Origin of the sequence: Mycobacterium ahvazicum (genome assembly GCF_900176255.2) — a bacterium.
Classification (GTDB): domain Bacteria; phylum Actinomycetota; class Actinomycetes; order Mycobacteriales; family Mycobacteriaceae; genus Mycobacterium; species Mycobacterium ahvazicum.
On sequence record NZ_FXEG02000002.1, the window covers coordinates 574,600 to 599,271 of the forward strand.

General features: G+C 67.0%; 24 protein-coding genes and 1 pseudogene. 17 read left to right on the forward strand and 8 right to left on the reverse strand.

The annotated features are described in order from the left end of the window. Positions 1-28 precede the first annotated feature (28 nt). Together MAAFP003_RS05065 and MAAFP003_RS29045 are read right to left on the reverse strand one after the other, a co-directional pair. Positions 29-430: a styrene oxide isomerase gene (locus MAAFP003_RS05065; RefSeq protein ID WP_096284952.1), complete on the reverse strand. Its 402-nt coding sequence runs from the start codon at positions 428-430 to the stop codon at positions 29-31. A gap of 62 nt (positions 431-492) precedes the next feature. Next, on the reverse strand, positions 493-633 hold the full coding sequence (locus tag MAAFP003_RS29045) for a hypothetical protein (protein ID WP_165796302.1): 141 nt from the start codon (positions 631-633) through the stop codon (positions 493-495). Positions 634-917: 284 nt separating this feature from the next. On the opposite strand from MAAFP003_RS29045, the gene MAAFP003_RS05070 reads away from it, so the two are divergent. The 3 genes from MAAFP003_RS05070 (at position 918) to MAAFP003_RS05080 (ending at position 3,437) form a co-directional block, all read left to right on the forward strand. Continuing rightward, positions 918-1,838, forward strand: a complete 921-nt coding sequence (locus MAAFP003_RS05070) for a universal stress protein (RefSeq protein ID WP_096284954.1) — start codon at positions 918-920, stop codon at positions 1,836-1,838. Between the two features lie 135 nt (positions 1,839-1,973). After that, positions 1,974-2,669 (forward strand): metal ABC transporter ATP-binding protein, encoded by a 696-nt coding sequence (locus tag MAAFP003_RS05075; protein ID WP_096290891.1) that lies wholly within the window; start codon positions 1,974-1,976, stop codon positions 2,667-2,669. Between the two features lie 6 nt (positions 2,670-2,675). After that, a complete protein-coding gene (locus MAAFP003_RS05080; RefSeq protein ID WP_096284956.1) occupies positions 2,676-3,437 on the forward strand; it encodes a metal ABC transporter permease in 762 nt (253 codons plus the stop codon). 121 nt (positions 3,438-3,558) lie between these two features. Here the strand turns inward: MAAFP003_RS05080 and MAAFP003_RS05085 are convergent, their stop codons facing one another. Beyond that, the gene (locus MAAFP003_RS05085) at positions 3,559-4,365 is read right to left on the reverse strand and encodes a TetR family transcriptional regulator (protein ID WP_096284958.1); all 807 of its coding nucleotides are present in this window, start codon (positions 4,363-4,365) and stop codon (positions 3,559-3,561) included. 77 nt (positions 4,366-4,442) lie between these two features. Here MAAFP003_RS05085 and MAAFP003_RS05090 point away from each other — a divergent pair, with 77 nt between their 5' ends. From MAAFP003_RS05090 to MAAFP003_RS05110, 6 genes are read left to right on the forward strand one after another with little or no spacing between them, the layout of a single operon-like run. Further along, a complete protein-coding gene (locus MAAFP003_RS05090) occupies positions 4,443-5,651 on the forward strand; it encodes an FAD-dependent oxidoreductase (RefSeq protein ID WP_096284960.1) in 1,209 nt (402 codons plus the stop codon). Positions 5,652-5,686: 35 nt separating this feature from the next. Beyond that, a complete protein-coding gene (locus tag MAAFP003_RS05095; RefSeq protein WP_096284962.1) occupies positions 5,687-6,667 on the forward strand; it encodes a methylenetetrahydrofolate reductase C-terminal domain-containing protein in 981 nt (326 codons plus the stop codon). Then, entirely contained in the window at positions 6,664-7,419 is a 756-nt protein-coding gene (locus MAAFP003_RS05100) for a class I SAM-dependent methyltransferase (protein ID WP_165796303.1), read from the forward strand. Before MAAFP003_RS05095 ends, MAAFP003_RS05100 begins: the two co-directional genes overlap by 4 nt. Before the next feature lie 53 nt (positions 7,420-7,472). Then, the gene (locus tag MAAFP003_RS05105) at positions 7,473-8,390 is read left to right on the forward strand and encodes an LLM class F420-dependent oxidoreductase (protein ID WP_096284964.1); all 918 of its coding nucleotides are present in this window, start codon (positions 7,473-7,475) and stop codon (positions 8,388-8,390) included. 24 nt (positions 8,391-8,414) lie between these two features. Beyond that, positions 8,415-8,579, forward strand: a complete 165-nt coding sequence (locus tag MAAFP003_RS29050) for a hypothetical protein (RefSeq protein WP_165796304.1) — start codon at positions 8,415-8,417, stop codon at positions 8,577-8,579. 18 nt (positions 8,580-8,597) lie between these two features. Continuing rightward, positions 8,598-8,993 carry an ester cyclase gene (locus MAAFP003_RS05110; RefSeq protein WP_165796305.1) on the forward strand — a complete coding sequence of 132 codons (396 nt, stop codon included), beginning with the start codon at positions 8,598-8,600 and terminating at the stop codon, positions 8,991-8,993. A gap of 11 nt (positions 8,994-9,004) precedes the next feature. Here MAAFP003_RS05110 and MAAFP003_RS05115 read toward each other — a convergent pair whose 3' ends face one another. After that, entirely contained in the window at positions 9,005-9,736 is a 732-nt protein-coding gene (locus MAAFP003_RS05115) for a superoxide dismutase family protein (protein WP_096284968.1), read from the reverse strand. 49 nt (positions 9,737-9,785) lie between these two features. On the opposite strand from MAAFP003_RS05115, the gene MAAFP003_RS05120 reads away from it, so the two are divergent. After that, positions 9,786-10,298, forward strand: coding sequence for a hypothetical protein (locus tag MAAFP003_RS05120; RefSeq protein WP_096284970.1), 513 nt, complete (start codon positions 9,786-9,788; stop codon positions 10,296-10,298). Positions 10,299-10,322: 24 nt separating this feature from the next. Here the strand turns inward: MAAFP003_RS05120 and MAAFP003_RS05125 are convergent, their stop codons facing one another. Then, complete coding sequence (locus tag MAAFP003_RS05125; protein ID WP_036466967.1) at positions 10,323-10,631, reverse strand: WhiB family transcriptional regulator; 309 nt, start codon at positions 10,629-10,631, stop codon at positions 10,323-10,325. Between the two features lie 356 nt (positions 10,632-10,987). On the opposite strand from MAAFP003_RS05125, the gene MAAFP003_RS05130 reads away from it, so the two are divergent. From MAAFP003_RS05130 to MAAFP003_RS05140, 3 genes and pseudogenes are all read left to right on the forward strand, one after another. Continuing rightward, the gene (locus MAAFP003_RS05130; RefSeq protein ID WP_096284972.1) at positions 10,988-11,803 is read left to right on the forward strand and encodes a hypothetical protein; all 816 of its coding nucleotides are present in this window, start codon (positions 10,988-10,990) and stop codon (positions 11,801-11,803) included. Positions 11,804-11,883: 80 nt separating this feature from the next. Next, positions 11,884-12,459 (forward strand): sigma-70 family RNA polymerase sigma factor, encoded by a 576-nt coding sequence (locus MAAFP003_RS05135; RefSeq protein WP_207768468.1) that lies wholly within the window; start codon positions 11,884-11,886, stop codon positions 12,457-12,459. Then, a pseudogene (locus MAAFP003_RS05140) lies at positions 12,452-13,144 on the forward strand (anti-sigma-D factor RsdA); the annotation flags it as partial. The gene MAAFP003_RS05135 and the pseudogene MAAFP003_RS05140, both read left to right, overlap by 8 nt. Before the next feature lie 32 nt (positions 13,145-13,176). Here MAAFP003_RS05140 and MAAFP003_RS05145 read toward each other — a convergent pair. Then, the gene (locus MAAFP003_RS05145; protein ID WP_096284976.1) at positions 13,177-13,590 is read right to left on the reverse strand and encodes a DUF5319 domain-containing protein; all 414 of its coding nucleotides are present in this window, start codon (positions 13,588-13,590) and stop codon (positions 13,177-13,179) included. A 150-nt stretch (positions 13,591-13,740) separates the two neighbouring features. Between MAAFP003_RS05145 and guaB the strand changes: the two genes are divergently transcribed. From guaB to MAAFP003_RS05160, 3 genes are all read left to right on the forward strand, one after another. Next, positions 13,741-15,342: an IMP dehydrogenase gene (gene guaB / locus MAAFP003_RS05150; protein WP_096284978.1), complete on the forward strand. Its 1,602-nt coding sequence runs from the start codon at positions 13,741-13,743 to the stop codon at positions 15,340-15,342. 14 nt (positions 15,343-15,356) lie between these two features. Then, on the forward strand, positions 15,357-16,484 hold the full coding sequence (locus tag MAAFP003_RS05155) for a GuaB3 family IMP dehydrogenase-related protein (RefSeq protein ID WP_096290894.1): 1,128 nt from the start codon (positions 15,357-15,359) through the stop codon (positions 16,482-16,484). Between the two features lie 113 nt (positions 16,485-16,597). Then, positions 16,598-18,343 (forward strand): GMC oxidoreductase, encoded by a 1,746-nt coding sequence (locus tag MAAFP003_RS05160; protein WP_096284980.1) that lies wholly within the window; start codon positions 16,598-16,600, stop codon positions 18,341-18,343. On the opposite strand, the gene MAAFP003_RS05165 is transcribed toward MAAFP003_RS05160, so the two are convergent. Next, positions 18,340-19,248 carry a TauD/TfdA dioxygenase family protein gene (locus MAAFP003_RS05165; RefSeq protein ID WP_096284982.1) on the reverse strand — a complete coding sequence of 303 codons (909 nt, stop codon included), beginning with the start codon at positions 19,246-19,248 and terminating at the stop codon, positions 18,340-18,342. The genes MAAFP003_RS05160 and MAAFP003_RS05165 overlap by 4 nt on opposite strands. Before the next feature lie 152 nt (positions 19,249-19,400). Beyond that, complete coding sequence (locus tag MAAFP003_RS05170; RefSeq protein ID WP_096284984.1) at positions 19,401-22,880, reverse strand: non-ribosomal peptide synthetase; 3,480 nt, start codon at positions 22,878-22,880, stop codon at positions 19,401-19,403. A 107-nt stretch (positions 22,881-22,987) separates the two neighbouring features. Here MAAFP003_RS05170 and MAAFP003_RS05175 point away from each other — a divergent pair, with 107 nt between their 5' ends. Further along, on the forward strand, positions 22,988-24,664 hold the full coding sequence (locus MAAFP003_RS05175) for a (2,3-dihydroxybenzoyl)adenylate synthase (protein ID WP_096284986.1): 1,677 nt from the start codon (positions 22,988-22,990) through the stop codon (positions 24,662-24,664). The last annotated feature ends 8 nt before the right edge of the window (positions 24,665-24,672 follow it).

Here is a 24,672-nt window from a genome sequence, read left to right on the forward strand (position 1 = left end):
GGGGGTGTGCACGGCTTTACGTTTGGTGTCAGAGGCCGGCGATGACGATGCCCACGCCGACCACGATTGCGACCGACAGCGACACCAACAAAAAGTTGACTATCGCTTCCTTCGCCGCTGAGGCCTCGTGGTTGCCCGTCGCAATCGGCGCGAATCTGCGGCCCGCGCCCCAGGCGGCCGCAAGCAGCGACGCGATCCAGTTCGCATAGGCGGCATAGACGATCAGTACGACTGCCGTAACCGCCCACGCGTTAGGCAAGTGGATGTGTGGCCAGAGTAGGCCGATCAGGACGAGGAACATGCCGTTGAGGACGGCCTCGAGGTGACTCGACAGAGCCATGCGCGGGTTCTTTAGATTCGGAACGGCAAATCCAGTGAGTAGGCCGAGTAGAAACAGGACTAACCCAAGCGTGAACAACACTGTCTGCATGTCAAACAGTATGGGCTTGTGACCAGTGGTCTTTGGAACGATCGACGTGTTAGCCCCACGCGTTAGTCGGGCGCGACGGCGCGCACGAAGTTGTGCGCGAATACGTCGCAGACCGCGTCGACCTCAGGCAGCGACCAGCCGGTGATATTCGGCAGCACCGACCGGCGACCATGTGAATCATGATGGGGCTCAGCAGTTGTCACGGTCATCACCATCGCCGAGTGAGTTTGTGCGGAGCGCCCTCCGGTCATTCGGCCGGGGGCGTCTTCGTTTGCCAGGCAGCTCGCGCCGTTTCTTGACTGGAGCACGCTGCGACGCCCCTTGGCCCTAGTCGTCGTGGACAGACTTCAGACCGTCAGTGAAGATGCGGTCCACAACCGTACCTAGGGACTAAAGGCTAGACGCTAGGGACCAATGCCTCATGCTCCGGTTTTTGCGGTTACCTAACGTCAGTGTGAACGCGGCAGCAGCCAACAGGGAGCATCGGATGACGTTCGAGCACAGGCACTCCGGAATCGTGGTCGGCGTCGACGGGTCGCCGGCGTCGACCACGGCGGTCGAATGGGCCGCGCAAGACGCTGAGATGCGGAACGTGCCGCTGAAGTTGGTACACGCCATCGCCCCGATCGTGCCGCCTACCGATGACGGGCCAGCTGTCGCAGCGGTTGCCGAGTATGAGCAGCTGCAGGACGACCAAGCCCGCCAAATCATCGAGCAGGCGCTCAAAGTCGCCGAGGAAGCCGTCTCGCCCGGCTGGGTACCGAACGTGACGAGCGAAACGCTAAAAGCACCGATGGTGCCCGCGCTGGTCCGCCTATCAACGGACGCCGAACTATTGGTGGTGGGAAGCCGCGGCCAGGGGGCAGTAGCTCGCGCCTTGCTCGGGTCGGTCAGCAGCGGGGTGGTCCATCACGCACACTGCCCGGTCGTCGTCATGCACGACGAAGCAGCTGCGACGGCCCGCTCGCCGCAGGCGCCTGTAGTAGTGGGCATAGACGGTTCCCCGACTTCGGAGCTCGCGACAGCGATCGCCTTCGATGAAGCTTCGCGTCGCGGCGTGGAATTGGTGGCGCTTCACGCTTGGAGCGACATGGGGCCCCTCGGTTTCCCGAGTATCGGTTGGGCGCCTATCGAGTGGCGCAACATCCGGGATGAGGAGGAGGAAGTCCTCTCCGAGCGGCTATCCGGATGGCAAGCGCGCTACCCCGATGTTGGCGTCCACAAGATCGTCGTGTGCGACCAGCCCGCCCCGAGGCTGCTCGAACAGGCGCAGCAAGCTCAGCTCGTGGTGGTGGGCAGCCACGGCCGCGGCGGTTTTCCCGGCATGCTATTGGGTTCGGTCAGCACCGCAGTCGTGAACACCGCTCGAATCCCGGTAATCATCGCCCGCGTCTTCCCGGCGGGTTGAGGCCGACCCTATCCGCCGTGAACTCGACGACCTGCGCAAGCCGGAGACCAGGGACAACTGATCATCCAACCAGCCAAGGTGTTGCACCGCCACATCAGTGCCGCATCCCCCGAGAACGGCGACGGTGCAACGTATATGGATGATGACGTACCAGTTCTCAAGGTCTCGGACCTCAAGGTGACGCTCGCGGGTGAGACGGTGCTGGCAAACCTGTCGTTCGTCGTGCGGCGTGGCGAAATTCTGACGATCTTGGGCCCCAACGGTGCGGGCAAGACCGTTCTGCTGCGCGCGCTTCTCGGTGTAATCCCCTACGGGGGCTCGATTATGTGGAGGAAAGGTACCCGCATCGGCTCCGTGCCGCAGCGGCTGCCCTACATCAAGAGCATCCCACTCTCGGTCGCGGACTTCTTCGCGCTAAAGAAAGACGCTGAACCGGACGTCGACCAAATGCTGCGGACCGTCGGACTCTCCGGCGAGCTTGCCAACAAACGGATTGGTGATCTGTCCTCTGGGCAGTTCCAACGGGTCCTTATCGCATGGGCTCTCGCCGGAGATCCGCAAGTCCTCTTATTCGACGAGCCCACGACGGGCGTCGACATGAGCGGTGAGGAGACCGTCTACGCGCTTCTTGCAAGGCTGCATGAGCAGCGCAACCTCACCATGCTCATCGTCACCCACGACTTGGCGGTAGTTCACCGCCTCTCGTCCGACGTGCTGTGTCTGAACAAACAGCCGATTTGCCAGGGGTCCCCCACCTCGATCCTCACGCCCGAGAACCTGCAGCGCCTGTACGGTGCCGAGGTCAAATTCTACGAGCACAAGCACGAGTAGCGGCCCATGCCTTCAACGTCGCTCAGTGTGATTTCGGGAATGTTCATCGGCGGTTCCGCTGGCTACCTCGGCTCCCTGATGCTGAGTCGCAGGATGGCGCTTGTTGCCGGGCCGCTCGGTCACCTGACCTTGCCGGGGATCGCCCTCGCGCTGGTCTGGGGTTTCGATGTTTCGCTCGGGGCGTTCCCCTTCGTCATACTCGGGGTGGTCCTGATCTGGCTGCTGGGGATGAGGACGCAACTGTCGATGGAAGCACTGACCGCCGTCGTGTTCGCGTCCGGCGTGGCAATCGCATTCTTATTTCTGCCTGTCGATCAAGCCGAGGCTGCTTTGGTGGGAGACATCTCGAAGACCGGCTGGGCAGACACCGCGCTAGCTGTCGCCGCGTCGATCGTGGTGATCATCGCGGTCAATCGCGCCTACCCGAAACTGGTCCTGGGGAATATCTCGGAGGAACTCGCCGCCGCCGAGGGAATCGACGTCAGGCGATACAACTTGCTCTACCTTTTTTTGATCGCGGTCGTCGTGGCGCTCGGAGTAAAGATGGTTGGCGGGCTCTTGACCGCTGCGCTCGTCGCCATCCCGCCAGCGGCCGCGCGAAACGTCGGTAAGAACCTCAGGCAGTATACCCTCGGCGCGAGCGCCACAGGCGTCTTGTCAGCGGTGCTCGGCATTGTGTTGTTCCGGTTCACGGGATTGCCGGCCGGGCCGTTAATCGTTCTCGTGAGCGCCGCGGTGTTCGTGCTCACGTTGCCCTTCGCCCGATGATGCGCATCCCGGCACCGTCACGTTGGCTCGAAGCCGGCGACCGAGCGCCTGAGGACTCAAGACCCTCTTCGAAAAGCAACCGCGGTGAAGCTTTTGCCTAAACCCATAATTATTCTTGCGGCTAGTATGAGCTTCTTGACGGCGCGACGGCGCGCACGAAATTGTCCGCGAATACATCGCAGACCGTGTCGACCTCGGGCATCGACCACCCGGTGACATTCGGCAGCACCGGCCGGCTGAGCATATGAATCAAGATGGGCCCCAGCAGTTGTTGGGCCAGCAGCGGCAGCGGCAGGTCGCGGATATGCCCGGCACGGATCTCGCCCGCGAACCAGCCGCCGAGAGCGGTGAGCAGGCGCGGTGGACCGTAGGCCGCCAGGGACTGCACGGCCGGACTGGTCGGCCGCGCGAAGGCTTCGGCGAAAATCGCCGGGGCGACGCGGGGTTGGCGGCTCAACGCGTTCGACACCGTTCGGTAGAAGCCACGCACCGTTTCGAGCAAGTCATCGCCGGGACGCGCCAGGTATTCCTCGATGTCCAGGATCGGGCTGTGTAGTTCGAACACCGCTCGCATCAACTCGTCACGTCCGCCGAAAACCGCGTGCAGGCTGTAAACCGAGCAATCGGCACGGGCGGCGACTGCTTCCAATGTTGCTGCGGCAAGACCGGATTCGCTGATCAATGCCGCGGCCGCTGCCACCGCCCGGGCGCGAACCGGAGGTAAGCCGCCGGGGTCGACTCCGGCCGCGCGGACCGCGTCGTTCAGGGCGGCGCGGGATCCGTCGAAGCGCCGCAACAGGGTGCTGCGGGATATCCCCGCCTCCGCGGCGATCATCGCGACGGGAACGTCGGCCACATCCTTGCCGAGCTTTTCAGCAGCGCGTAGCGCGGCCGAAACCACGTCGGATGTTTCCACCTGTCGCGCCATGCCACCTCCGTGGTTCCCCGTGATACATTACCTGATGTAGTCTGCAATACTATTCCAAACGTCACCAGGAGCACACCATGGCACAGGTTATGCAGACCCAGGTATGTGTCGCCGGGGGCGGGCCCGCCGGCATGGTGCACGCTCTGCTGCTCGCCCGTGCCGGCATCCCGGTGGTGGTTTTGGAAAAGCACAACGATTTTCTGCGGGACTTCCGTGGCGACACCGTGCACCCGAGCACCCTGCGGATCATGGACGAGCTGGGGTTCATCGACGAGTTCTTGAAGCTGCCCCACACCAAGATCGACCGTCTCGCCTTCGACACCGGTGGCTCGATTCGCACGTTGGGCAACTTCAAGGTACTCAAACGGCTCGGCTTCAAACAGCCTTATATCGCCATGATCCCGCAGTGGGACTTTCTCGACTTTCTCGCTGAAAAGGCTTCTGCCTATCCGGAATTCACCTTGGTCCGCAATGCGGAGGTCACCGATCTGGTCTTCGACGGCAATCGCGTGGTCGGTGTGCGCACGCCGGAGCTGGAAGTGCGCGCGCAGTTGGTGGTAGCCGCCGACGGGCGCAAGTCCGCGGTGCGCGCCGCCGCGGGCCTGCAGACCGCGCAGGCGCACTCTCCGATGGACGTGCTGTGGTTCCGGCTGAAGTGGCGTCCCGGCGATCCGCGGGAACTGTTCGGGGTAGTTCGCAAGGGCCTGATGATGGCCATGATCTACCGGGGCGACTACTGGCAGGTCGCCTATCTGATGCCGAAGGGAGCCAGCCCGCGCGGTGGATCGCTGGAGGAGTTCAAGGAAAAGATCGTCACCGCGCAACCGCGGCTACGCGAGCATGTCAACGATCTGACCTCGTGGGACGACACCAGCGAGCTCGACGTGCGGGTAGACCGGCTCGACACCTGGTGGCGCACCGGGCTGCTGTGCATCGGTGATGCCGCGCATGCGATGTCGCCGGCCGGTGGGGTCGGCATCAACCTTGCGGTAGCCGACGCGGTGGCCGCGGCCAACATCCTGTGTGCTCCGCTGCGCGAAGGCCGGCTGACCGACGCCGACCTGGCCAAGGTGCAGCGGCGCCGCGAGCTGCCCACCCGGATCGTCCAGGCGGCCCAGGTGTTCGCCCAGGACCGGGCGGTAGCCCCCAATTTGAGTGGCGACCTGTCGCCGATCCAGATCCCGAAGATCATCGGATGGGGCCCGCTGCAAGCGCTTCCGCCGATTCTTGTCGGCCGCGGTCTCCGCCCCGAGCATGTCCGCACTCCCGACGTGCACACAACTTGACGCTTGCCTGCGTCCGCAGCGGGTATACGGCTGCGGTGACATTGACGGAATCAGCCTGTCCGAAACGCATGGAGTTCGGGCCGTGCGGGGGCGTGCGGCCGGACGGTCAGTGCGAAATGCGTTCTGGCGCGTGCATATTCGCTGAAGTCGTGCCCTGGTCGGGGATCGTGCCGGCAACGCGGCCGGTTCGCGCGCCGTTGGTGCTCACCGACTTCAGCGCTACGCCGTTCGACCGCAACGACATTGCGGCGACGGCCGCTGTCCTGGCGCCCGGATGTGACGCCGTCCTGGTAGGCGAGCACCAGAACAAGCCCGATTTCCCGCCCACGCTGATGGGCTCGCTACTGGTCGATGCCGGCGTCACGCCGTGGATCACGCTGTCGTGCCGGGACCGCAACCGGGTGGTGCTCGAGCAGGAACTCAGGGGGCTGCACAGCATCGGCGTCGAAACCGTGCTGTGCGTGACCGGAGACGGACGGGGCTACGACGTGCGCCCGGACGTCACGCAGACCTTCGACCTCGACGGGCCGCGGTTGGTCTCGCTGGCCGCATCGGTGGGCACGATTGCAGCGGTGCCCGAAACGCCCACCGCGCCGCCCGTTTCCGCCCGGCCCGATCGGTTGGTGGAGAAGCAGCGCGCGGGAGCGAGTCTGGCGGTGCTCAATCACGTCCCGTTCCCTAAGATGATCGCCGACTTCATGGCGGCGGCCGTATCGGCGGGGGTGTCGATCCCGGTGATCGCGGCCGTCGCGGTGTTCACCGACAGCGTTTCCGCGGCGGTGCTGCAGGGGCTGCCCGGACTTGAACTCGACGAAAGCGTCACCGAGCGGGTGCTGGGCGCGGCCGACCCGGTGGCCGCCGGGATCGCGGCCGCCGTCGACGAGGCGCGCGCGCTGCTCTCGATCGACGGTGTGGCGGGCGTCAACGTCTCCGGTTTGGCTTCGGCGTCCGGTGGCCGGTTGGGCGCGGAAATCAAAGCCGAGGTGGGCCGACTGATCCGAGCGGAGGCGTCATGACCGAGGCGATGGAGGCCGAGTTCGGCACGGTGGCGGAATGGACGGCGCAAGTGGCGGTGGACCTCGGCTCGCAGTACCACGTGCCCGCGGGGTGCCGGGGCAGCGGCAGCCCGGCCGCTTTGGACTGGCTGATCGAGCAGATGGAATTGCAGCCCGGCGCGCGGCTGTTGGACTCCGGCGCGGGCGTCGGGGGGCCCGCCGCGTACGCGGCGCAATCGCGGTCGGTACGGCCGGTGCTCGTGGAGCCAGAACTCGGTGCGTGTCGTGCCGCCGCAATGCTGTTTGACCATCCGGTGGTGTGCGCTGATGGGGCCGCGTTGCCGTGGCCGAACGAAACATTCGACGCCGCTTGGTCTTTGGGGGTGTTGTGCACGACGCCGGATCAACTCAGGATGCTCGAGCAACTGCGGCGGATCGTGCGTCCGGGCGGAAGTATTGGATTGCTCGTCTTCGTGGCGCGTGACGAGGGGGCCGCCAATCAGCTTGAGGGCAACCACTTTCCGACATCCGACAGCCTGCTCGGCTTGATAGGAAGGTCCGGTTTGCGGGTTGAGCAGTGGACCGCAACGTCAGGTCTGCCCGCCATACCCGAGGAGTGGAATCAGCGTGTCGACGCCGTCGAGAAGGCGCTCGGCGAGCGGCACGGGCACACCGAGGTCTGGCGGCTGGCCGAACGCCAGAGTTCGGCCATCGGTGACCTGCTGGCCGACGGGAAGCTCACCGGCGAGCTGCTGGTGTTGCGCCGCGCCTAAGAATTCTGCCCAACCCGGAATGCGACGCCGTGCGGGCACGGTTGTAGTAGGGCGTGACTATCAGACTTGGATTGCAGATCCCGAACTTTTCCTATGGCACGTCCGTCGCCGAGTTGTTTCCCGCGGTCAAGGCGCAGGCCGCCGAGGCCGAGGCCGCCGGATTCGACACCGTGCTGCTGATGGACCACTTCTATCAGCTGCCGGGGTTGGGGGAGCCCGACGCCCCGATGCTCGAGGCCTACACCGCACTGGGAGCGCTGGCCACGGCGACCGAGCGCGTGCAGCTCTCGACGCTGGTGACCGGCAACACCTATCGCAACCCGACCCTGCTGGCCAAGGCGATCACGACACTGGACGTCGTCAGTGCCGGGCGCGCGATTCTGGGCATCGGGGCGGGCTGGTTCGAACTGGAACACCAGCAGCTGGGATTCGACTTCGGCACGTTCACCGAGCGCTTCGAAAAGCTCGACGAAGCGCTGCAGATCATCGTGCCGATGCTGCACGGTGAGCGACCCACATTCGACGGAAAGTGGTACCACACCGAGAGCGCGATCAACGAGCCCCGTTACCGCGACCACATCCCGGTCATGCTCGGCGGCAGCGGCGAGAAGAAGACGTTCCGGTTGGCAGCCCGCTACGCCGACCACCTCAACCTGATCGCCGACATCGACGCGCTGCCCGGCAAGCTGGAGGTACTCCGGCAGCGCTGCGCCGAGATCGATCGCGACCCGGCGACGCTGGAGACCAGCACCCTGTTGACGGTCGTACTCGACGATGCGCCCGCCGACATCGGCGAGGCGCTCGGCGGTCGGGCGGTCATCGGCACCGCAGACCAGGTAGCCGATCAAATCAAACGCCGGGTGCTCGACGTGGGCGTCGACGGCGTGATCGTCAACCTTCCGACCCACGGTTACACGCCCGGCGTCATCACCAAGGTGGGCGAGGCGCTGCGACCACTTGTCGATGCGTAATCATGGTGCTCGCTGAATACTCAAGTGGCAGAACATCACTACTGCGATGACGTCGCGGCGTCGTTGCCGTTCAGCGGGGTCGCCGACCCGGCTCCGGTTGTCGATGCGTTGAGATTGGCGGGATTCGCGGAGGTTGACGTCGACATCCACGGTGGACAGCGGCAGTGTGCCGTATTGCTGGCTCGTTGAGAAGTGAAGGGCGGCAACGTGAGTCGGCTCGCAGAATACCGATCCCTGTACCTCGCATACCTGAAGTGCTGTAACGAGCACGATTTCGATGGCATGGCGTCGTTCTACACCCCGACCATCCAGGTCAACGACGTCTCGATGGATCCCGCCGCCGTTGCGGCGCAATTCGCGCCGATAATCTCCGCGTTTCCCGATTGGCATTGGGACCTGCGGCATCTCGTCGTCGACGACGACTACATCTCGACCCACTTCACCGTCACCGGCACCCATCGCGGCGTCTTCGAGGGCGTGCAGCCCACCGGCCGCCGAGTGAGCCTGTCGCAGTTCACTCTTTATCGCGTCGAACACGGCAAGTTCGCGCAGGCGGACCTAGCCGAGATGGGCGCGATCATGCCGCAGATCGGCCAGGGTTAATTACGCCGACCTCAGTGCGCGCCGGGCGGCAGGCCGGGTGGCGTGGTCGGTGTCGTGGTGGGCAGGTAGGTGGTGGTCAGACTCGGAGTGACCGTGACGGTGCTCGTGCTGACCGACGGCGGGGGCAGCACGGCCGTGGTGGTCACCGTCGTCACGCTGCTGGTCGTCGTGCTGGGCGAGGTGGACGACGCCGACGCCGCGGCAATCACACCGCAGGCCACGCGCTTGTTCGCCTCACCGGTGGGAGCACTGCTCAGGTTGTCCGCGCTCTGGTGGACGATCAGCGACGTACCCGAGCTGTTGCGCAGGTCCGCGGCCGTCAGCAAATTGGTGGTCGTCACGAGCTTCGCCGAGCCGTCAGAGCGCACCTGCAGTGCGGTCAGGTCACCACTGGCGGGAAAACCCGTGTGATCCGACGCCTGGTAGACGTTCCCCGCAGATTCGAAGTCCGGCGCATCACATTTGCCGGCCGCGTGGACCATCAGCGCGTGGAAACCCGGCGTCAGCACCTGGTTAGGGCCGGCATCGACGGTCACCGTTGCGTAGCCGTTCGCGAAATCGATGGTTGCGGTTGCGACCTGGGTTCCGTCGGCGCTCTTCAGCTGCGTGGTCAACCTTTCCGCGCCAGGCGGCGCGCTGGACGACGACGTGGCGGCCTGGTTGCCCTGCTGATTCGCGCATGCGGCCAGCGGAGCAATGGTTGCGGTCAGCGCCGCGACAGCGAAGGATACGCGCTTATTCATAGGCCGGATCTACCCGCCTCGGCCGATGCCGAAACGAAGGTGAACGTTGATGAGCAGGCGCACATTTGACGACCGGATCGGGGCATCGGCGCTCGCCTTCGTCGCCTATACCGCGGTGATGCTGGTGCTGGAACGGCGCATGCGCGCGACCGGCGGCCCGGGGATCATCCGATTTGAGTTGGCCGGCAGTGCTTCTCGGGCCGAGGCCATCATGGCCGCTTGGGGCGGCGACGGTCGGCGTGCCGCAGCGATATCCACCTGGCTGGATTTCGGCTACATGGCCAGCTACGGCAACCTGTTGGCCCTGCTGGTGGAACGCACCCGCCGACGGTGTGGCCACCCGGCCGGCCTGCCGGCTCTCGTGGGTGTCGCGGTCGCCGGAGACGCGGTCGAGGGCGTCTCGCTGCTCAACGTGCTGCGCGGCAACCGCGTCGCGGACAACGCGCGGCGCGCACGCACCGCGGCACTGATCAAATTCGCCGTGCTCGTCGTATGGCTCGCGTACATCGCGGTGGGTTCGATGCAGCCGTCAGCGCAAGAACGTGGCGTGGGCGACTTGTGAGGGCAGCCGCGCGCGACCCTTTGTTCAGGCCGAGCGGCGGATGCCGCGGTTGCGGCCGATGTCGCCCTTGAGCAGCATGTCGCGCTCGGATTCGGACAGGCCGCCCCAGACCCCGTACGGCTCACCGACGTCGAGTGCGTGTGAGCGGCACTGCTGGATCACCGGGCACTGCCGGCACATTTCCTTGGCGCGCTGCTCACGCTGCATGCGGGCGCGGCCACGCTCGCCGTCGGGGTGAAAGAACATCGAGGAGTCGACGCCGCGGCACAGTCCTTGCAGCTGCCAGCTCCAAATGTCTGCGTTGGGACCAGGTAGCTGCTCCGGCTGTGGCATGGCTAGTTCCCTCTCTGCACGGCACGCCCAAGTGAGGTTTGGTTCGCAAAGTGAGTGTGCAACTGATTTAAGGGTGGCGTCACCGATGACTACCCGTCATTGCTAGAACTTAGGTGGGGCGGTGAATTTACGTCAATAGGCGCTTAGTGTGACAAAGTATATAGAGGTTGGAGCAGAATTAACTCCGCGTTCATCCGCCACGCATTTGGCGTAGGAGAACGGTGCTACCAGGGACTTGACCAAACCGAGATTTCCCAGCTCAGAGCCCGAGGGCGGTCAGACGCCATTTATTACAGAGATGATCGTGATTAACATTTCAGTAACACCAGCAGCACGAACTGTTTACTACTATCACCGTGATTGAAACTGGTCACACGTCGACGATTGCGCGGACGCTGTCCGCGGCCGCCTTCGGCGACCAGCCGGCCCGCTGGCCGCTGCCGACGGCGCGGACCCCGAGCGAACTCTGGCTGCGGGCCGTGGCGGCCGGCGGGCAGGGCCGTTACGGCAGCGCCTACCGGGATCTGGCGGTACTGCGCCGCGAGGCGCCGGCCGGCCCGCTGGCCTCGTTGGCTCACAGCACGCAGGGATCGTTTCTGCGTCAACTTGGTTGGCACGCACGGGCCCGGGGCTGGGACGGTCGTGCGCTGGCGCTGGCCGGCACCGATGCCGAAGCCCGCGCCGACGCGTTGATCGGATTGGCCGCCGATGCGTTGGGCGTCGGCCGTTTCGCCGCCGCGGCCACACTACTGGAGCGCGCGGACGCGGCGGTGGCGGCGGGCGTGCCGGACCGGCTGCCGGTGCGCCGGCGCTGGGTGGCCGCCGAGCTGGCGATGGCCCTGGGCGACGGCGCCGTCGCGGTCGGTCATGCCGAGCGTGCCGTCGAGCTCGCGCACGCCATGAAGCAACCCTCGGACCGGCACCGGGTCAAAAGCGACGTGGTGCTCGCCGCCGCGCTGTGTAGTGCCGGCGAGATGGACCGCGCCCGTGCCGTGGCCGACGCGGCGCTGGACGCCACCGGCCGTCTGGGCCTGATACCGCTCCGTTGGGCCTCGGCTTGCTTGCTGTTCGATATCCAAAGCGTCACGATTTCCGGGCCGAAATTGGCCGAAATTCGGGATATCTGCGCAGGCCAGGTGCGGCGCGCCGGTGGAACGTGGCCTTCCGCCTGAATCGGCTTCCGGCCGTTATTGTCATTGCGAGAGTTAGCCCGCGATGTGCCTCGTTTGTAACGTTGGAGATACCGCCGTCGATGACAATTCAAGCGGAACGTCTCGACGCTGTGGTTGCCGAAGCCGTAGCGGGAGATGGAAACGCCCTACGGGAGGTGCTGGAGACCATCCGTCCGATTGTGGTGCGATATTGCCGGGCGCGAGTCGGCACCGTCGAGCGGGGTGGCCTGACAGCCGACGATGTGGCTCAGGAGGTGTGCTTGGCGACTCTGACAGCCCTGCCACGCTACCGCGATCGAGGACGTCCCTTTCTGGCCTTTCTGTACGGCATCGCGGCGCACAAGGTGGCCGACGCCCATCGCGCCGCCGGCCGCGATCTCGCCTACCCTTCCGAATCCGTACCCGAGCGCTGGTCGTCGGAGGCAGGCCCCGAGCAGCGGGCCCTGGAAGCCGATTCGGTCAGCCGCATGAATGAATTACTCGAGATCCTGCCCGCCAAGCAGCGCGAAATTCTGATTCTTCGCGTCGTCGTCGGTCTGTCTGCCGAAGAGACCGCTGCCGCCGTGGGCGCAACACCAGGAGCCGTCCGGGTAGCTCAGCACCGAGCTTTGTCGCGGCTCAAATCCGAGATGGTTGCGGCGGGGGATTATGCCTGAATTTTGGCCTGAATCTGGTTTTACGGACCGACCGGGGCTCGACGAGTTGACCCGGAGCGATCTGCTCCTCGACGCTCTCGCCGAACGTGCGCCGATCGATGTCGACGATCCCAACGAGGACGCGCTCACCGCACTGCTGGGGGATTGGCGCGACGACCTGCGGTGGCCCCCGGCCAGCGCCCTGGTGTCGCCGGAGGAGGCCGTCGGAGCGCTGCGCGCCGGAATGATCGAGCAGCGACGTAGCCGGCGCGGCCTGGCGACGATCGGTTCGGTGGCGGCGACGTTGATCGCCCTCAGCGGTTTCGGCGCCATGGTGGTCGAGGCGCGGCCCGGTGGAACGCTCTACGGCCTGCACTCGATGTTCTTCGACGAGCCGCGGAGCAACCAGAACCAGATCATGTTGTCCGCCAAGGCCGATCTGGCGAAGGTGCAGCAACTGATCGACAAGGGGCAGTGGACCCAGGCCGAGAATCAGCTGGCCGAAGTCAGCAGCACCGTTGCGTCGATGAACGACAGTGCCGGCCGCAAGGAATTGTTGGACGAGATCGATCTGCTGAACGCGAAAGTCGATTCCCGCGATCCGAACGCGACGCTGCCGCCGGCCGCGCCGGCCCCGAACTCCGTGGTGCTGCCCGCTCCGCTGTCCCCGAAGGCAATCAACCCGAGCGCAACCCCGTCGGCGCCCCGGAAATAGCCCCGATCGGGTGGCCCAATCCCTTAGTGGCGGCGGTGAAATCCGTCGGCGTCTGACGTCGCCTCGTTGAGTGAGGCGTCGGCGTACCCCCGGCAGTAATCCCACGTGACGTAGGCGTCCGGCTCGGGGTCGTAAGCAGGCTCGTGCGGGCGGACGGTCCCGTCGATCAGCAGCTGCAGCAGGTTGGCGCGCAGCATGTCCCAGTCGTGGTAATGGTCTTGCTGACACTCGTCGCAACACACCACGAGTCCACGAATTCCCCTGTGCGCCAACAGGGCTTCGTACACGGCCAGATCGGCCAGGTCCGCCTCTACCGCCATCCGCTCTTGCTGATCCAGCGGTTGTCCGGGTTCGACGGCGTCCAGCGCCGCCGACGGGTCACATGGGTCGTCCGCGAAAGGGTCGGGTGGCAAACCCGGGGGGAGGTGGTCACGCACGCCCCTAGCCTACGCAGCCAGGCCGTGGTAACGCCAGCAGGCAGGTGCGCGTCGATTGGGCCGGGCGGCGCGCCAACAGGTGCGACTCCCCGGCGTTCGGGACCGATAGGATGGGATTCTCGCTCCTCGCGCGTATGGAGGGTTTCACCGATGTCCCGTGGCACGTCCCACCTCGAAGACAGCTCCGACCTGGTCGCAAGCCCCTACCTGCGGGTCGGCGGGCTGGCCGACGAAGGGGTGCCGACCGGGGGAGACAACCCCAACAAGGTGGCGATGCTGGGCCTGACCTATGACGACGTGTTGCTGCTGCCCGCTGCCTCCGACGTGGTTCCGTCCACCGCCGACACTTCCAGCCAGCTAACGAAAAAGATCCGGTTGCGGGTGCCGCTGGTCAGCTCCGCGATGGACACCGTCACCGAGTCTCGGATGGCCATCGCGATGGCCCGGGCCGGCGGCATGGGCGTGCTGCACCGCAACCTGCCGGTCGCCGAACAGGCCGGCCAGGTCGAAATGGTCAAGCGGTCGGAAGCCGGCATGGTCACCGATCCGGTGACCTGCCGCCCGGACAACACCCTGGCCCAGGTCGACGCGCTGTGTGCCCGGTTCCGGATCTCTGGCCTGCCCGTCGTCGACGACTCCGGCGCGCTGGTCGGCATCATCACCAACCGCGACATGCGCTTCGAGGTCGACCAGACCCGCCCGGTCTCCGAGGTGATGACCAAGGCGCCGCTGATCACCGCCCGCGAGGGCGTCAGCGCGGACGCGGCGCTGGGCCTGTTGCGCCGCAACAAGATCGAGAAGCTGCCCATCGTCGACGGCCATGGCAGGTTGACCGGGCTGATCACCGTCAAGGACTTCGTCAAGACCGAACAGCACCCGCTGGCCACCAAGGACAGCGACGGCCGGCTGCTGGTGGGCGCCGCCGTCGGCGTCGGCGGTGACGCCTGGGTGCGCGCGATGATGCTGGTCGACGCCGGGGCCGACGTGCTGATCGTGGACACCGCGCACGCGCACAACCGCACTGTGCTGGAGATGGTCGGCAAGCTCAAGGCTGAGGTCGGCGAGAAGGTCGAGATCATCGGCGGCAACGTCGCGACCCGCTCGGCTGCCCTGGCGCTGGTCGAGGCCGGCGCCGACGCCGTCAAGGTCGGGGTGGGACCGGGCTCGATCTGCACCACCCGGGTGGTGGCCGGGGTCGGGGCACCTCAAATCACGGCGATCCTGGAAGCCGTCGCGGCCTGCGGACCGCACGGTGTGCCCGTCATCGCCGACGGTGGACTGCAGTACTCCGGCGACATCGCCAAGGCGCTGGCCGCCGGCGCGTCGACGGCGATGCTGGGCTCGCTGCTGGCCGGCACCGCCGAGGCGCCCGGCGAGCTGATCTTCGTCAACGGCAAGCAGTTCAAGAGCTATCGCGGCATGGGCTCACTCGGCGCCATGGCGGGCCGCAGCGGGGCTGGGACCAGTGGCCGGTCCTACTCCAAGGACCGCTACTTCGCCGACGACGCGCTCTCCGAGGACAAGCTGGTCCCCGAGGGCATCGAGGGCCGGGTGCCGTTCCGCGGCCCGCTGTCGTCGGTGATCCACCAGCTGACCGGCGGCCTGCGCGCGGCGATGGGCTACACCGGCTCGCCGACCATCGAGGTGCTGCAACAGGCGCAGTTCGTCCGGATCACCTCGGCCGGACTCAAGGAAAGCCACCCGCACGACGTCACGATGACCGTCGAAGCACCGAACTACTACGCCCGGTGAGCAGCGAACTGAACATGGTCGAGATCGGCATGGGCAGAGTCGCCCGTCGCACCTACGAACTCAGCGAAGTCAGCATCGTCCCGTCGCGACGCACCCGCTCGTCGCAGGACGTGTCGACGGCCTGGCAGCTGGACGCCTACCGGTTCGAGATCCCCGTCGTGGCCCACCCGACCGATGCGCTGGTGTCGCCCGAGTTCGCGATCGAGCTGGGCCGGCTCGGCGGGCTGGGCGTGCTCAACGGCGAGGGCCTGATCGGCCGGCACGCCGACGTGCAGGCCAAGATCGCGCAGCTGGTCGAGGCCGCCGAAAAGGAGCCCGAACCGTCGGCGTCGATCCGGCTGCTGCAGGAGCTGCACGCGGCGCCGCTGAACCCGGACCTGCTGGGCGCCGCGGTGGCCCGCATCCGTGAGGCCGGCGTGACCACCGCGGTCCGGATCAGCCCGCAGAACGCCCAGTCGCTGACCCCGGTCTTGCTGCAGGCCGGCATCGACCTGCTGGTCATCCAGGGCACCATCGTCTCGGCCGAGCGGGTTGCCTCCAATGGAGAGCCGCTCAACCTGAAGAGCTTCATTTCCGAACTCGACGTGCCGGTGGTCGTCGGCGGTGTGCTCGACCATCGCACCGCGCTGCACCTGATGCGCACCGGCGCCGCCGGCGTCATCGTCGGCTACGGCTCCACCCGGGGCGTGACCACCAGCGACGAGGTGCTGGGCATCAGCGTGCCGATGGCCACCGCGATCGCCGATGCCGCGGCCGCGCGCCGCGAATACCTCGACGAGACCGGCGGTCGTTATGTGCACGTGCTGGCCGACGGCGACATCCACACCTCCGGCGAGCTGGCCAAGGCCATCGCCTGCGGCGCCGACGCGGTGATGCTGGGCACTCCGCTGGCCGAAAGCGACGAGGCGCAAGGCGATGGCTGGTTCTGGCCGGCCGCGGCGGCGCACCCGTCGTTGCCGCGTGGCGCGCTGCTGCAGATCGCCGTCGGTGAGCGCCCGCCGCTCGAGCAGGTGCTCAACGGACCGTCCGACGACCCGTTCGGCAGCCTGAACCTGGTCGGTGGGCTGCGCCGGTCGATGGCCAAGGCCGGCTACTGCGACCTGAAGGAATTCCAGAAGGTCGGCCTGAACGTCGGCATTTAGCTCTTTGGCGTCGAGCGTCACACCAGCGTGGCCGTCACCGCCTAGCGTCACGCCAAAGTGACGACTGGGAAAACACTGGCTCGTTACTGGCCGGTAAGTTCATACTGGTGGGGATGAAGCCAGATTTTGACGTCCTGATCATTGGTTCGGGGTTCGGCGGCAGCGTCAGCGCGCTGCGGTTGACCGAAAAGGGTTACCGCGTCGGTGTTTTGGAGGCCGGGCGGCGCTACGCCGACGACGAGTTCGCCAAGACGTCGTGGGACCTGCGCAAGTTCCTGTGGGCCCCGCGGCTCGGTTGCTACGGCATTCAGCGCATTCACCCGCTCAAAAACGTGCTGATCCTGGCCGGCGCCGGGGTGGGCGGCGGGTCGCTGAACTACGCCAACACGCTCTACGTGCCGCCGGATCCGTTCTTCAACGACCAGCAGTGGAAGCACATCACCGACTGGCGCAGCGAGCTGATGCCGCACTACGAGCAGGCGAAGCGCATGCTGGGCGTCGTCACCAACCCGACCTTCACCGACGCCGATCGCATCATGAAGGAGGTCGCCGACGAGATGGGCTGCGGCGGCACCTTCGTGCCCACCCCGGTCGGGGTGTTCTTCGGTCCCGACGGCACCAAGACACCCGGGCAGAAGGTGCCCGACCCGTTCTTCGGCGGGGCGGGCCCGGAGCGCACCGGCTGCCTGGAATGCGGCTGCTGCATGACGGGTTGTCGCTATGGCGCCAAGAACACCTTGTTGAAGAACTACCTTGGTCTCGCGGAATCAGCTGGGGCGCAAGTCATTCCGATGACGACGGTGAAGAGCTTCGAGCAGCGCTCCGATGGGCTGTGGGAGGTTCGCACCGTGCGCACGGGAAGCTGGCTGCGCCGGGACCGGCGCACCTATACCGCCAGCCACCTGATCCTGGCCGCGGGCACCTGGGGCACCCAGCATCTGCTGTTCAAGATGCGTGACACGGGCCGATTGCCGCGTCTCTCAAAGCGTTTGGGAGTGCTGACCCGGACCAACTCGGAGTCGATCGTCGGCGCCGGACGGCTGGAGGTCAGCCCGGATCTGGACCTGACGCACGGGGTGGCGATCACGTCGTCGATCCACCCGACGTCGGACACCCACATCGAACCCTGCCGCTACGGCAAGGGCTCCAATGCGATGGGGCTGCTGCAGACCCTGATGACCGACGGCCCGGGGGCCGACGGCCCCGATGAAAACTATGTGCCACGGTGGCGGCAGCTGCTCGACGCCGGCGGTGAGGACCCGCGAAAGATGTTGCGGCTACTCAATCCCCGGCAGTGGAGCGAGCGCACGATGATCGCGCTGGTGATGCAGCACCTGGACAACTCGATCACCACGTTCACCAAACGCGGCAAGCTGGGCATCCGCTGGTATTCCAGCAAGCAGGGGCACGGCGAGCCGAACCCGTCGTGGATCCCGGTGGGCAACGAGGTGACCCGCCGCATCGCCGAGAAGATCGACGGCGTGGCCGGTGGCACCTGGGGCGAGCTGTTCAACATGCCGTTGACCGCGCACTTCCTGGGCGGCGCGGTGATCGGCGACAGTCCCGAACGCGGCGTCATCGATCCGTATCACCGCGTCTACGGCTACCCGTCGCTGCTGGTGGTGGACGGCGCGGCGATCTCGGCGAATCTCGGTGTGAATCCGTCGCTGTCGATCACCGCGCAAGCCGAACGCGCCGCGTCGTTGTGGCCCAACAAGGGTGAGGTCGACCAGCGACCGCTGCAGGGCGACGACTACCGGCGGCTGGACCCGATTCCGCCGAGCCACCCGGTGGTGCCGGCCGATGCGCCCGGCGCGCTGCGGTGGCTGCCGATCGACCCGGTGAGTTCGGTCGGCTAGCTCGCGATCACCTCGAGCGGCGCGCCCTTGACCACCATGCTGCGCTCGCCGTGCACGTTGACCGGCACGTCGCCCATCAGGGTGACGGTGACCCGGTGCATCAGCCGCTTCTGGTCGTCGTAGTCGTCGATCGCCCGGTGTTGGGTCGCGCGGTTGTCCCAGATGGCGACGTCACCCGTCTCCCAGTGCCAGCGAATGGTGTTCTCGGGCTTGGTGATTCGCTTTTGCAGCAGTTCCAGCAGCGCGCTGGACTCGTGGCTGTCCAGGCCGACGAAGTTGCGCACGAAGTTGCCCGCGATCAGCGCGCGCTCACCGGTCTCCGGATGCACCCGCACCACCGGGTGTTTGGTCTGGAACTCCTGCTTCTCGAACGCCTGCCGGAACGCCCGCTGCGCGTCGCTCATCGACAGAACCGCTTCGGCGGTCACGTAGTCGTAGCGGTTGCTGTGCAGCGCCCACAGATTTTCGACGAGGCACTTCAACGGCTCGGGCAGGTCCTCGTAGGCCGCGACCGTCGAGGCCCATAGTGTCGATCCGCCGTAGCGGGGCAGGGTGATCGCCCGCAGGATCGAGGCCGCCGGGTAATTCGCCGCGAACGTCACGTCGGTGTGCCAGCGGTTGGCCTTGCCGTAGTCGGAGTTGATCGGGGTGACGACCGGCGCGCCTTTGGCCGCGAGCGCACCGGCGGCCGGATGGCCGACGGGCGTGCCCAGCAATCCGCCGAATGCCAGCTGCTGCTGGTCATCGAGGTGGTGCTGACCGCGGAAGAAGATGACCTTGTGGGTCAGCAGCGCCCGGCGGATCTCCTCGACGGCGGCCGGGTCGAGGTCGCCGCCGAGGTGCACCCCGTCGACCCGGGCACCGATCCGGCTGCCCAGCTTGGTGACGGTTATCTGGTTTGTCATGTCTGTCGTCCTTGCCTGAAACTTGGGGTGTAGTCAGTTGACTAACCCAGAGTGTAGTCAAACGTATACAGATTCGGCAAGGGGGAGTGGACATGAAAATTCTCGCCGCAAAGCAGCAGGTCAGCCAGGAAATTCGAGGAAATCGCCGGTTGTCAGGATGCGCTGGCGTCCAGCGCGGCAGCCACTTCGTTCTGCTCCATCTCGGCCACCTCGAGGTAGACCTCGGCCACCTGGGTCAACCGATCGCTGCCCGGTTCGCGACCCTGGAGCAGGGTGGCCAGCGCCGCCACGGTGCGGGCGGCAAAGATGTCGGCGACCATCACGGTGGGGGTGTCGAGCCAGGCGCGCACCCGCGCGACCAGCTGGGTGGCCAGCACCGAATCCCCGCCGAGGCCGAAGAAGTCGTCGTCGGCGCTCAGCGCCTCGACCCGAAGCAGGCCGGCGGTGATGTCGGCCAGCGCCCGTTCCAGGGGCGTCGCCGCCGCCCGCCGGCCCGTGCCCGCGCCGGCGGCCCGTTCCCGGACGGCACGCGCGAGCCGTTCGCCCGCCACCTTCCGGTCGATCTTTCCGCCGACGGTGTAGGGGATCTCGGGGACCAGCACGATGAGGTCCGGAACCATGTGCGGCGGAACCAATCCGGCCACCGCGGCGGTGAGCTGTGCCGGTGTCAGCGCGGGATCGGTGACCCGGGCCAGCGCCGCCAGCTGCTCGCGCCCGGCGCCCCGGATCACCGCGGCGACGGCACCGTCCACCGACTCCAGCCGATTGAGCGCACCCTCGACCTCGCCGAGTTCGACCCGATAGCCGCTGATCTTGACCCGGTAGTCGGCGCGGCCGACGAACTCCAGCGTTCCGTCCGGTAGATAGCGCGCCAAATCGCCGGTGCGATACCAGTTCTCGCCGTCATGCTCGACGAACTTGTCTTCGGTCAGGTCCGGCCGGCCGCGGTAGCCGCGGGCGATGCCGCGCCCGCCGACCCAGAACTCGCCGGGAACCCAATCGGGACAGTCGGATCCGTCGGCGGCAACCACGCGGCAGCGGTTGTTCGGCAACGGGCGGCCGAACGGAACCGCGGCCCAGTGCTTCGGCAATTCCGCGGCCTCGCAGATGGTGTTGTGGATGGCCGTCTCGGTGGCGCCGCCGAGTCCGGCGACGCGGACCCGCGGGGCCTGGGCGCGCAGCGCGCGCACCATCTCGGTGCGCACCCAGTCGCCGCCGGTGGGCACCACGCGCACCGACGAGATCCGTCCCGAGTTGACCGCGACCAGCATCTCGAGCCAGCCCGGCAGCCAGTGCAGCACGGTGACCTGGTGTTGTCCGATCATCCGGGCCCAGGCGTCGGGATCGCGCCGCTGCTCCTCGTCCACCACCACGATCGAACCGCCGGCGCGCAGCATGCCGAAAATGTCCAGCACCGAGATGTCGCATTCCAGGGTGGACAGCGCCAGGCACCGATCGCCGGCGCCGATCTCGAAGTGGGAGTTGATGAACTCGACGGTGTTCATCGCGGCGTCGTGGCTGACTTCCACACCCTTGGGTTCACCGGTGGAGCCCGAGGTGAACAGCACGTAGGCGACGTCGGCCGGGTCGGTGACGGCCGGTTGGGTGCCGGCAGCGACAGGCAGGCCCTGCGCGACGGCCTCCGACACCGTCAGCGCGGGCACCGGCAGGTCGTCGAGCCCGGCGGGCCCGCACACCAGCGCCGAGTGCACACCCGCGCCGCCCAGGATGCGTGCGGCGCGATCGGCCGGCTGGTCGACGCCGATCGGCAGGTACACACCGCCGGCGGCGTGAATGCCCAGCAGCGCCGGGATCTGCTCGGCGGTCTTGGGACCCAGCACGGCGACCGCGTCGCCGCGTCGCACCCCGCGTGCCCGCAACGTCGCACAGACGGCAAGGGCTTGCTCGCGTAACTGCGCGTAGGTCAGGTCGCCGAGGCTGCTGTACACCGCGGGCGCATCGGGGTGCGCCGCCGCGCAGCGAAAGAAGCCGTCGTGCAACGCTTCTGCGCTCGGCACCGTGGTCACACCGTTGAGCTTGGCGCGCACGGCGCGCTGTTCTGCCGGCAGCGCGGGCGGGTCGGGTGCCTCCCAGGCGTCGTCGTCGTTGGCCAGCCGGATGAGCTCGGCGACGTGGTAGGCGAACATCGCCTCGGCGACGCCCGGCCGAAACGCGTCCGCGCGCACGTCCCAGTTGACCAGCAGGCCGCCGTCGAACGGGGTGGCCTGGGAGTCCAGCAGTACCTGCGGCCCCTGCGAGATGTGCCAGACGCACGTGCCGAACTGTTCGGTGACCTCGCCGTCGAACAGGTCGCCTAGTCCGAGCCCGCTGGTGAAGACGAAGGGCGCCAGCGTGGGCATGCCGCGGTGCCGGGTCAGATCGCGCAGGATCGACAGCCCCGAGTAGCTGGAGTGTGCGGCGCTGGCGTGCAGCGACTCCTGCAGGGCGCGCGCCCGGGCCGCCGCGGTCGGCGCGTCGGTGAGGTCGACGTCGAGCATCAGCGACGTGGTGAAGTCGCCGACGAGTTTGTCGACGTCGGCGTGGAACGGCTCACGGCCGAACATCGGCAGGTTCAGCAGGAACCGCGAATTGGTGGACCAGCGCGCCAGCGTCCCGGCGTAGGACGCGGCGATCGCCATCGCCGGGGTGATGCCGCGCTTATGCGCCGCGGCCAACAGCGCCTCGCGAATATCGGCGTCGAAGTAGTGCCAGAGCCGGATGTTGCGGCGCGGATTGGCCTGTTCGGAGGCCGGCACCAGCGGCGGCGACGGCGGTTCGGGCAGGTCGGGCACCCGCTCGGCCCACCACTGGCGGTCCGCCTCGGACACCGGGGCGGCCGCCGTCAGCGCGGCCCGGTACTCCCGGTAGGTGTAGCCAAGCTCGGGCAGCTCGCCGCCGCGATAGAACCCGGCCAGGTCGGCCATGAAGTTGCGGTAGCTGACGGCGTCGGCGGCCGACATGTCCATGTCGACGTGCAGGCGGGTGCGCCCGCCAGACCGGAGCGTCAGCGCGATTTCGAGCACCACGCCGTGCAGGATCTGGTGCGATTTCGCGTCGCGGATCTCCTCGAGCCGCTGCTCGGCCGCGGCGGCGTCGAGGCCACGCAGGTCGATCACCTCGACCGGCAGCCTGCGGTCGGTGATCCGCTGAGTGCCGTCGGGCAGGATGTCCACCCGCAGCATCGGATGACGTCGGGCCAGCGCGGCCGCGGCGTCGCGCAGCCGGTCGGGGTCCACACCGGTGCCGTCGAACTCCACATACAGGTGTGGGGCCACGCCGCCGAGTGCCTGTTCTTCGTTGCGGCCCAACCACAACGCGTGCTGGATGGGAGCCAACGGGAAGGTTTCGCCCCCCTCGTCGTCGGCGGCTTGGGGCTCCTCGTCGTTGGGCGCGCTGTCGCGCAGCGCCGAGACCATCCGCGTCCACGCGGAGACGGTCGGGCTCTCGGCCAGGGCGGCGAAACCGATGTCAATGCCCTGCCGCCGCCACCGGCCGGACAGCGACATCATCCGGATCGAGTCGAGTCCGGAGGCGATGAGGTCGGCGTCGGGGTCCACTTCGTCGGGGGCGACGCCGAGGAGTTCGGCGACCTGCTCTCGGACGGTGAGTGAGCTCGTCGCGGCGCGACCCATTGTGTGAAACCTCTCAGCAATTAGTGAAGGCTGCCCTAACTATGTGGAGGCTACCCTATATTAGGCTTCTCTCAGGTAACTTACCCCCGGAAGGGCTGCCAACCGCGATGAGCACCGGATTTCATCCCGACGCCGAGGTCGGACACCACGAAAGTGTGCACCTCGCAACGGGATTCGTGCCGTTCCCGAGCGACCGGGCGGACTCCTATCGGCAGGCGGGCTACTGGGCCGGGCTACCCCTGGACTCGATTTTGCGCGAGGCCGCGCACCGTTGGCCGGACCGCTGCGGCATCGTGGATGCCCGCGTCAGCTACACCTTCGCCGAATTCGACGCCCTGGCCGACCGCATCGCCGGCGGCCTGATCGAGCTCGGCTTCGTCGCCGGCGACCGGGTGTTGCTGCAACTGCCCAACTCCTGCCAATTCGCGTTGGCGCTGTTCGGGCTGTTGCGGGCCGGTGTGGTGCCGGTGATGTGCCTGCCCGGCCACCGCACCGCCGAACTGAGCCACTTCGCCGACGTCAGCGGCGCGGTCGGGATGATCATCACCGACCAGGCCGGCGGCTTCGACTACCGGGAGATGGCCGCCGCGCTGATGCGCGAGCGGCCGCGGTTGACCAGGGTGCTGGTCGACGGCGACCCCGGCGACTTCCGGGCCTGGTCCGACGTCGCGACCCTCGCCGGCCCGGACGGCCGGGCAAACCCGGCGCCGGATCCGGGGCTGCCCGCGTTGCTGCTGGTCTCGGGAGGCACCACGGGCCTGCCCAAACTGATCGCCCGGACTCATGACGACTACCGCTACAACGCGTCGGCCTGCGCCGCCGCGTACGGGATGACCGGCGCGGACGCCTACCTCGTGGTGTTGCCGGCCGGGCACAACTTCCCGCTGGCCTGTCCGGGTCTGCTGGGTGCGATCACCGTGGGCGCCAAAACCGTGTTCACCGACGACCCCAGCCCCGAGGCGGCCTTCGCGCTGATCGACCGCCACCAGGTCACCGTCACGGGGTTGGTCAACGCGCTCGCCAAGCTGTGGGCACAGGCCTGCGATTGGGAGCCCGTGCTGCCGGCCTCGCTGCGGGTGGTCCAGGTCGGCGGGTCGCGGCTGCTGCCCGACGAGGCCCGGTTCATCCGGGAGAACCTGACGCCGGGTACGCAGCAAATCTTCGGGATGGCCGAAGGGATGCTCAACTTCACCCGCCCGGGCGACCCCGCCGATGTGGTGGACAACGTGCAGGGCCGGCCCATGTCGCCCGCTGACGAGATGAAGGTTGTCGATGAGAACGGCGACGAGGTGGCCCCGGGAGCCGAGGGCGAGCTGCTGGTGCGCGGGCCGTACACGATCAACGGCTATTACCGCGCCGACGAGGCCAACGCCCGCTGTTTCAGCCCCGATGGTTTTTACCGCAGCGGCGACCGGGTACGGATCTTCGCCGACGGCCCGCGGGCGGGATATGTCGAAGTCACCGGGCGGATCAAGGACGTGATCCACCGGGGTGGCGAGACCGTCTCGGCGTCCGACCTCGAGGAACACCTGCATGCCCATCCCGCCGTGGCCGACGCGGCGGCGGTCGCCTTGCCGGATCAGTACCTCGGCGAAAAGATCTGTGCGGCAGTTGTTTTCAAGGGCACACCGGTCACCCTGGCCGAGCTCAACGGATTTCTCGATGGCCGTGGCGTCTCTGTCCACGCCAAGCCCGACGTACTGGAAGCCATGCGTTCGCTGCCCAAAACCGCGGTGGGCAAGGTGGACAAAAAGCAAATCGTCGTAAGCCTGACCCAGGCATGAACGACGCT

What these genes read in the sequence shown, in the direction of transcription:
- MAAFP003_RS05065 (WP_096284952.1), bottom strand. Translation starts at nt 430, where the DNA reads ATGCAGACAGTGTTGTTCACGCTTGGGTTAGTCCTGTTTCTACTCGGC.
- MAAFP003_RS05070 (WP_096284954.1), top strand. Translation starts at nt 918, where the DNA reads ATGACGTTCGAGCACAGGCACTCCGGAATCGTGGTCGGCGTCGACGGG.
- MAAFP003_RS05075 (WP_096290891.1), top strand. Translation starts at nt 1,974, where the DNA reads ATGGATGATGACGTACCAGTTCTCAAGGTCTCGGACCTCAAGGTGACG.
- MAAFP003_RS05080 (WP_096284956.1), top strand. Translation starts at nt 2,676, where the DNA reads ATGCCTTCAACGTCGCTCAGTGTGATTTCGGGAATGTTCATCGGCGGT.
- MAAFP003_RS05085 (WP_096284958.1), bottom strand. Translation starts at nt 4,365, where the DNA reads ATGGCGCGACAGGTGGAAACATCCGACGTGGTTTCGGCCGCGCTACGC.
- MAAFP003_RS05090 (WP_096284960.1), top strand. Translation starts at nt 4,443, where the DNA reads ATGGCACAGGTTATGCAGACCCAGGTATGTGTCGCCGGGGGCGGGCCC.
- MAAFP003_RS05100 (WP_165796303.1), top strand. Translation starts at nt 6,664, where the DNA reads ATGACCGAGGCGATGGAGGCCGAGTTCGGCACGGTGGCGGAATGGACG.
- MAAFP003_RS05115 (WP_096284968.1), bottom strand. Translation starts at nt 9,736, where the DNA reads ATGAATAAGCGCGTATCCTTCGCTGTCGCGGCGCTGACCGCAACCATT.
- MAAFP003_RS05120 (WP_096284970.1), top strand. Translation starts at nt 9,786, where the DNA reads ATGAGCAGGCGCACATTTGACGACCGGATCGGGGCATCGGCGCTCGCC.
- MAAFP003_RS05125 (WP_036466967.1), bottom strand. Translation starts at nt 10,631, where the DNA reads ATGCCACAGCCGGAGCAGCTACCTGGTCCCAACGCAGACATTTGGAGC.
- MAAFP003_RS05135 (WP_207768468.1), top strand. Translation starts at nt 11,884, where the DNA reads ATGACAATTCAAGCGGAACGTCTCGACGCTGTGGTTGCCGAAGCCGTA.
- guaB (WP_096284978.1), top strand. Translation starts at nt 13,741, where the DNA reads ATGTCCCGTGGCACGTCCCACCTCGAAGACAGCTCCGACCTGGTCGCA.
- MAAFP003_RS05155 (WP_096290894.1), top strand. Translation starts at nt 15,357, where the DNA reads ATGGTCGAGATCGGCATGGGCAGAGTCGCCCGTCGCACCTACGAACTC.
- MAAFP003_RS05160 (WP_096284980.1), top strand. Translation starts at nt 16,598, where the DNA reads ATGAAGCCAGATTTTGACGTCCTGATCATTGGTTCGGGGTTCGGCGGC.
- MAAFP003_RS05165 (WP_096284982.1), bottom strand. Translation starts at nt 19,248, where the DNA reads ATGACAAACCAGATAACCGTCACCAAGCTGGGCAGCCGGATCGGTGCC.
- MAAFP003_RS05170 (WP_096284984.1), bottom strand. Translation starts at nt 22,880, where the DNA reads ATGGGTCGCGCCGCGACGAGCTCACTCACCGTCCGAGAGCAGGTCGCC.
- MAAFP003_RS05175 (WP_096284986.1), top strand. Translation starts at nt 22,988, where the DNA reads ATGAGCACCGGATTTCATCCCGACGCCGAGGTCGGACACCACGAAAGT.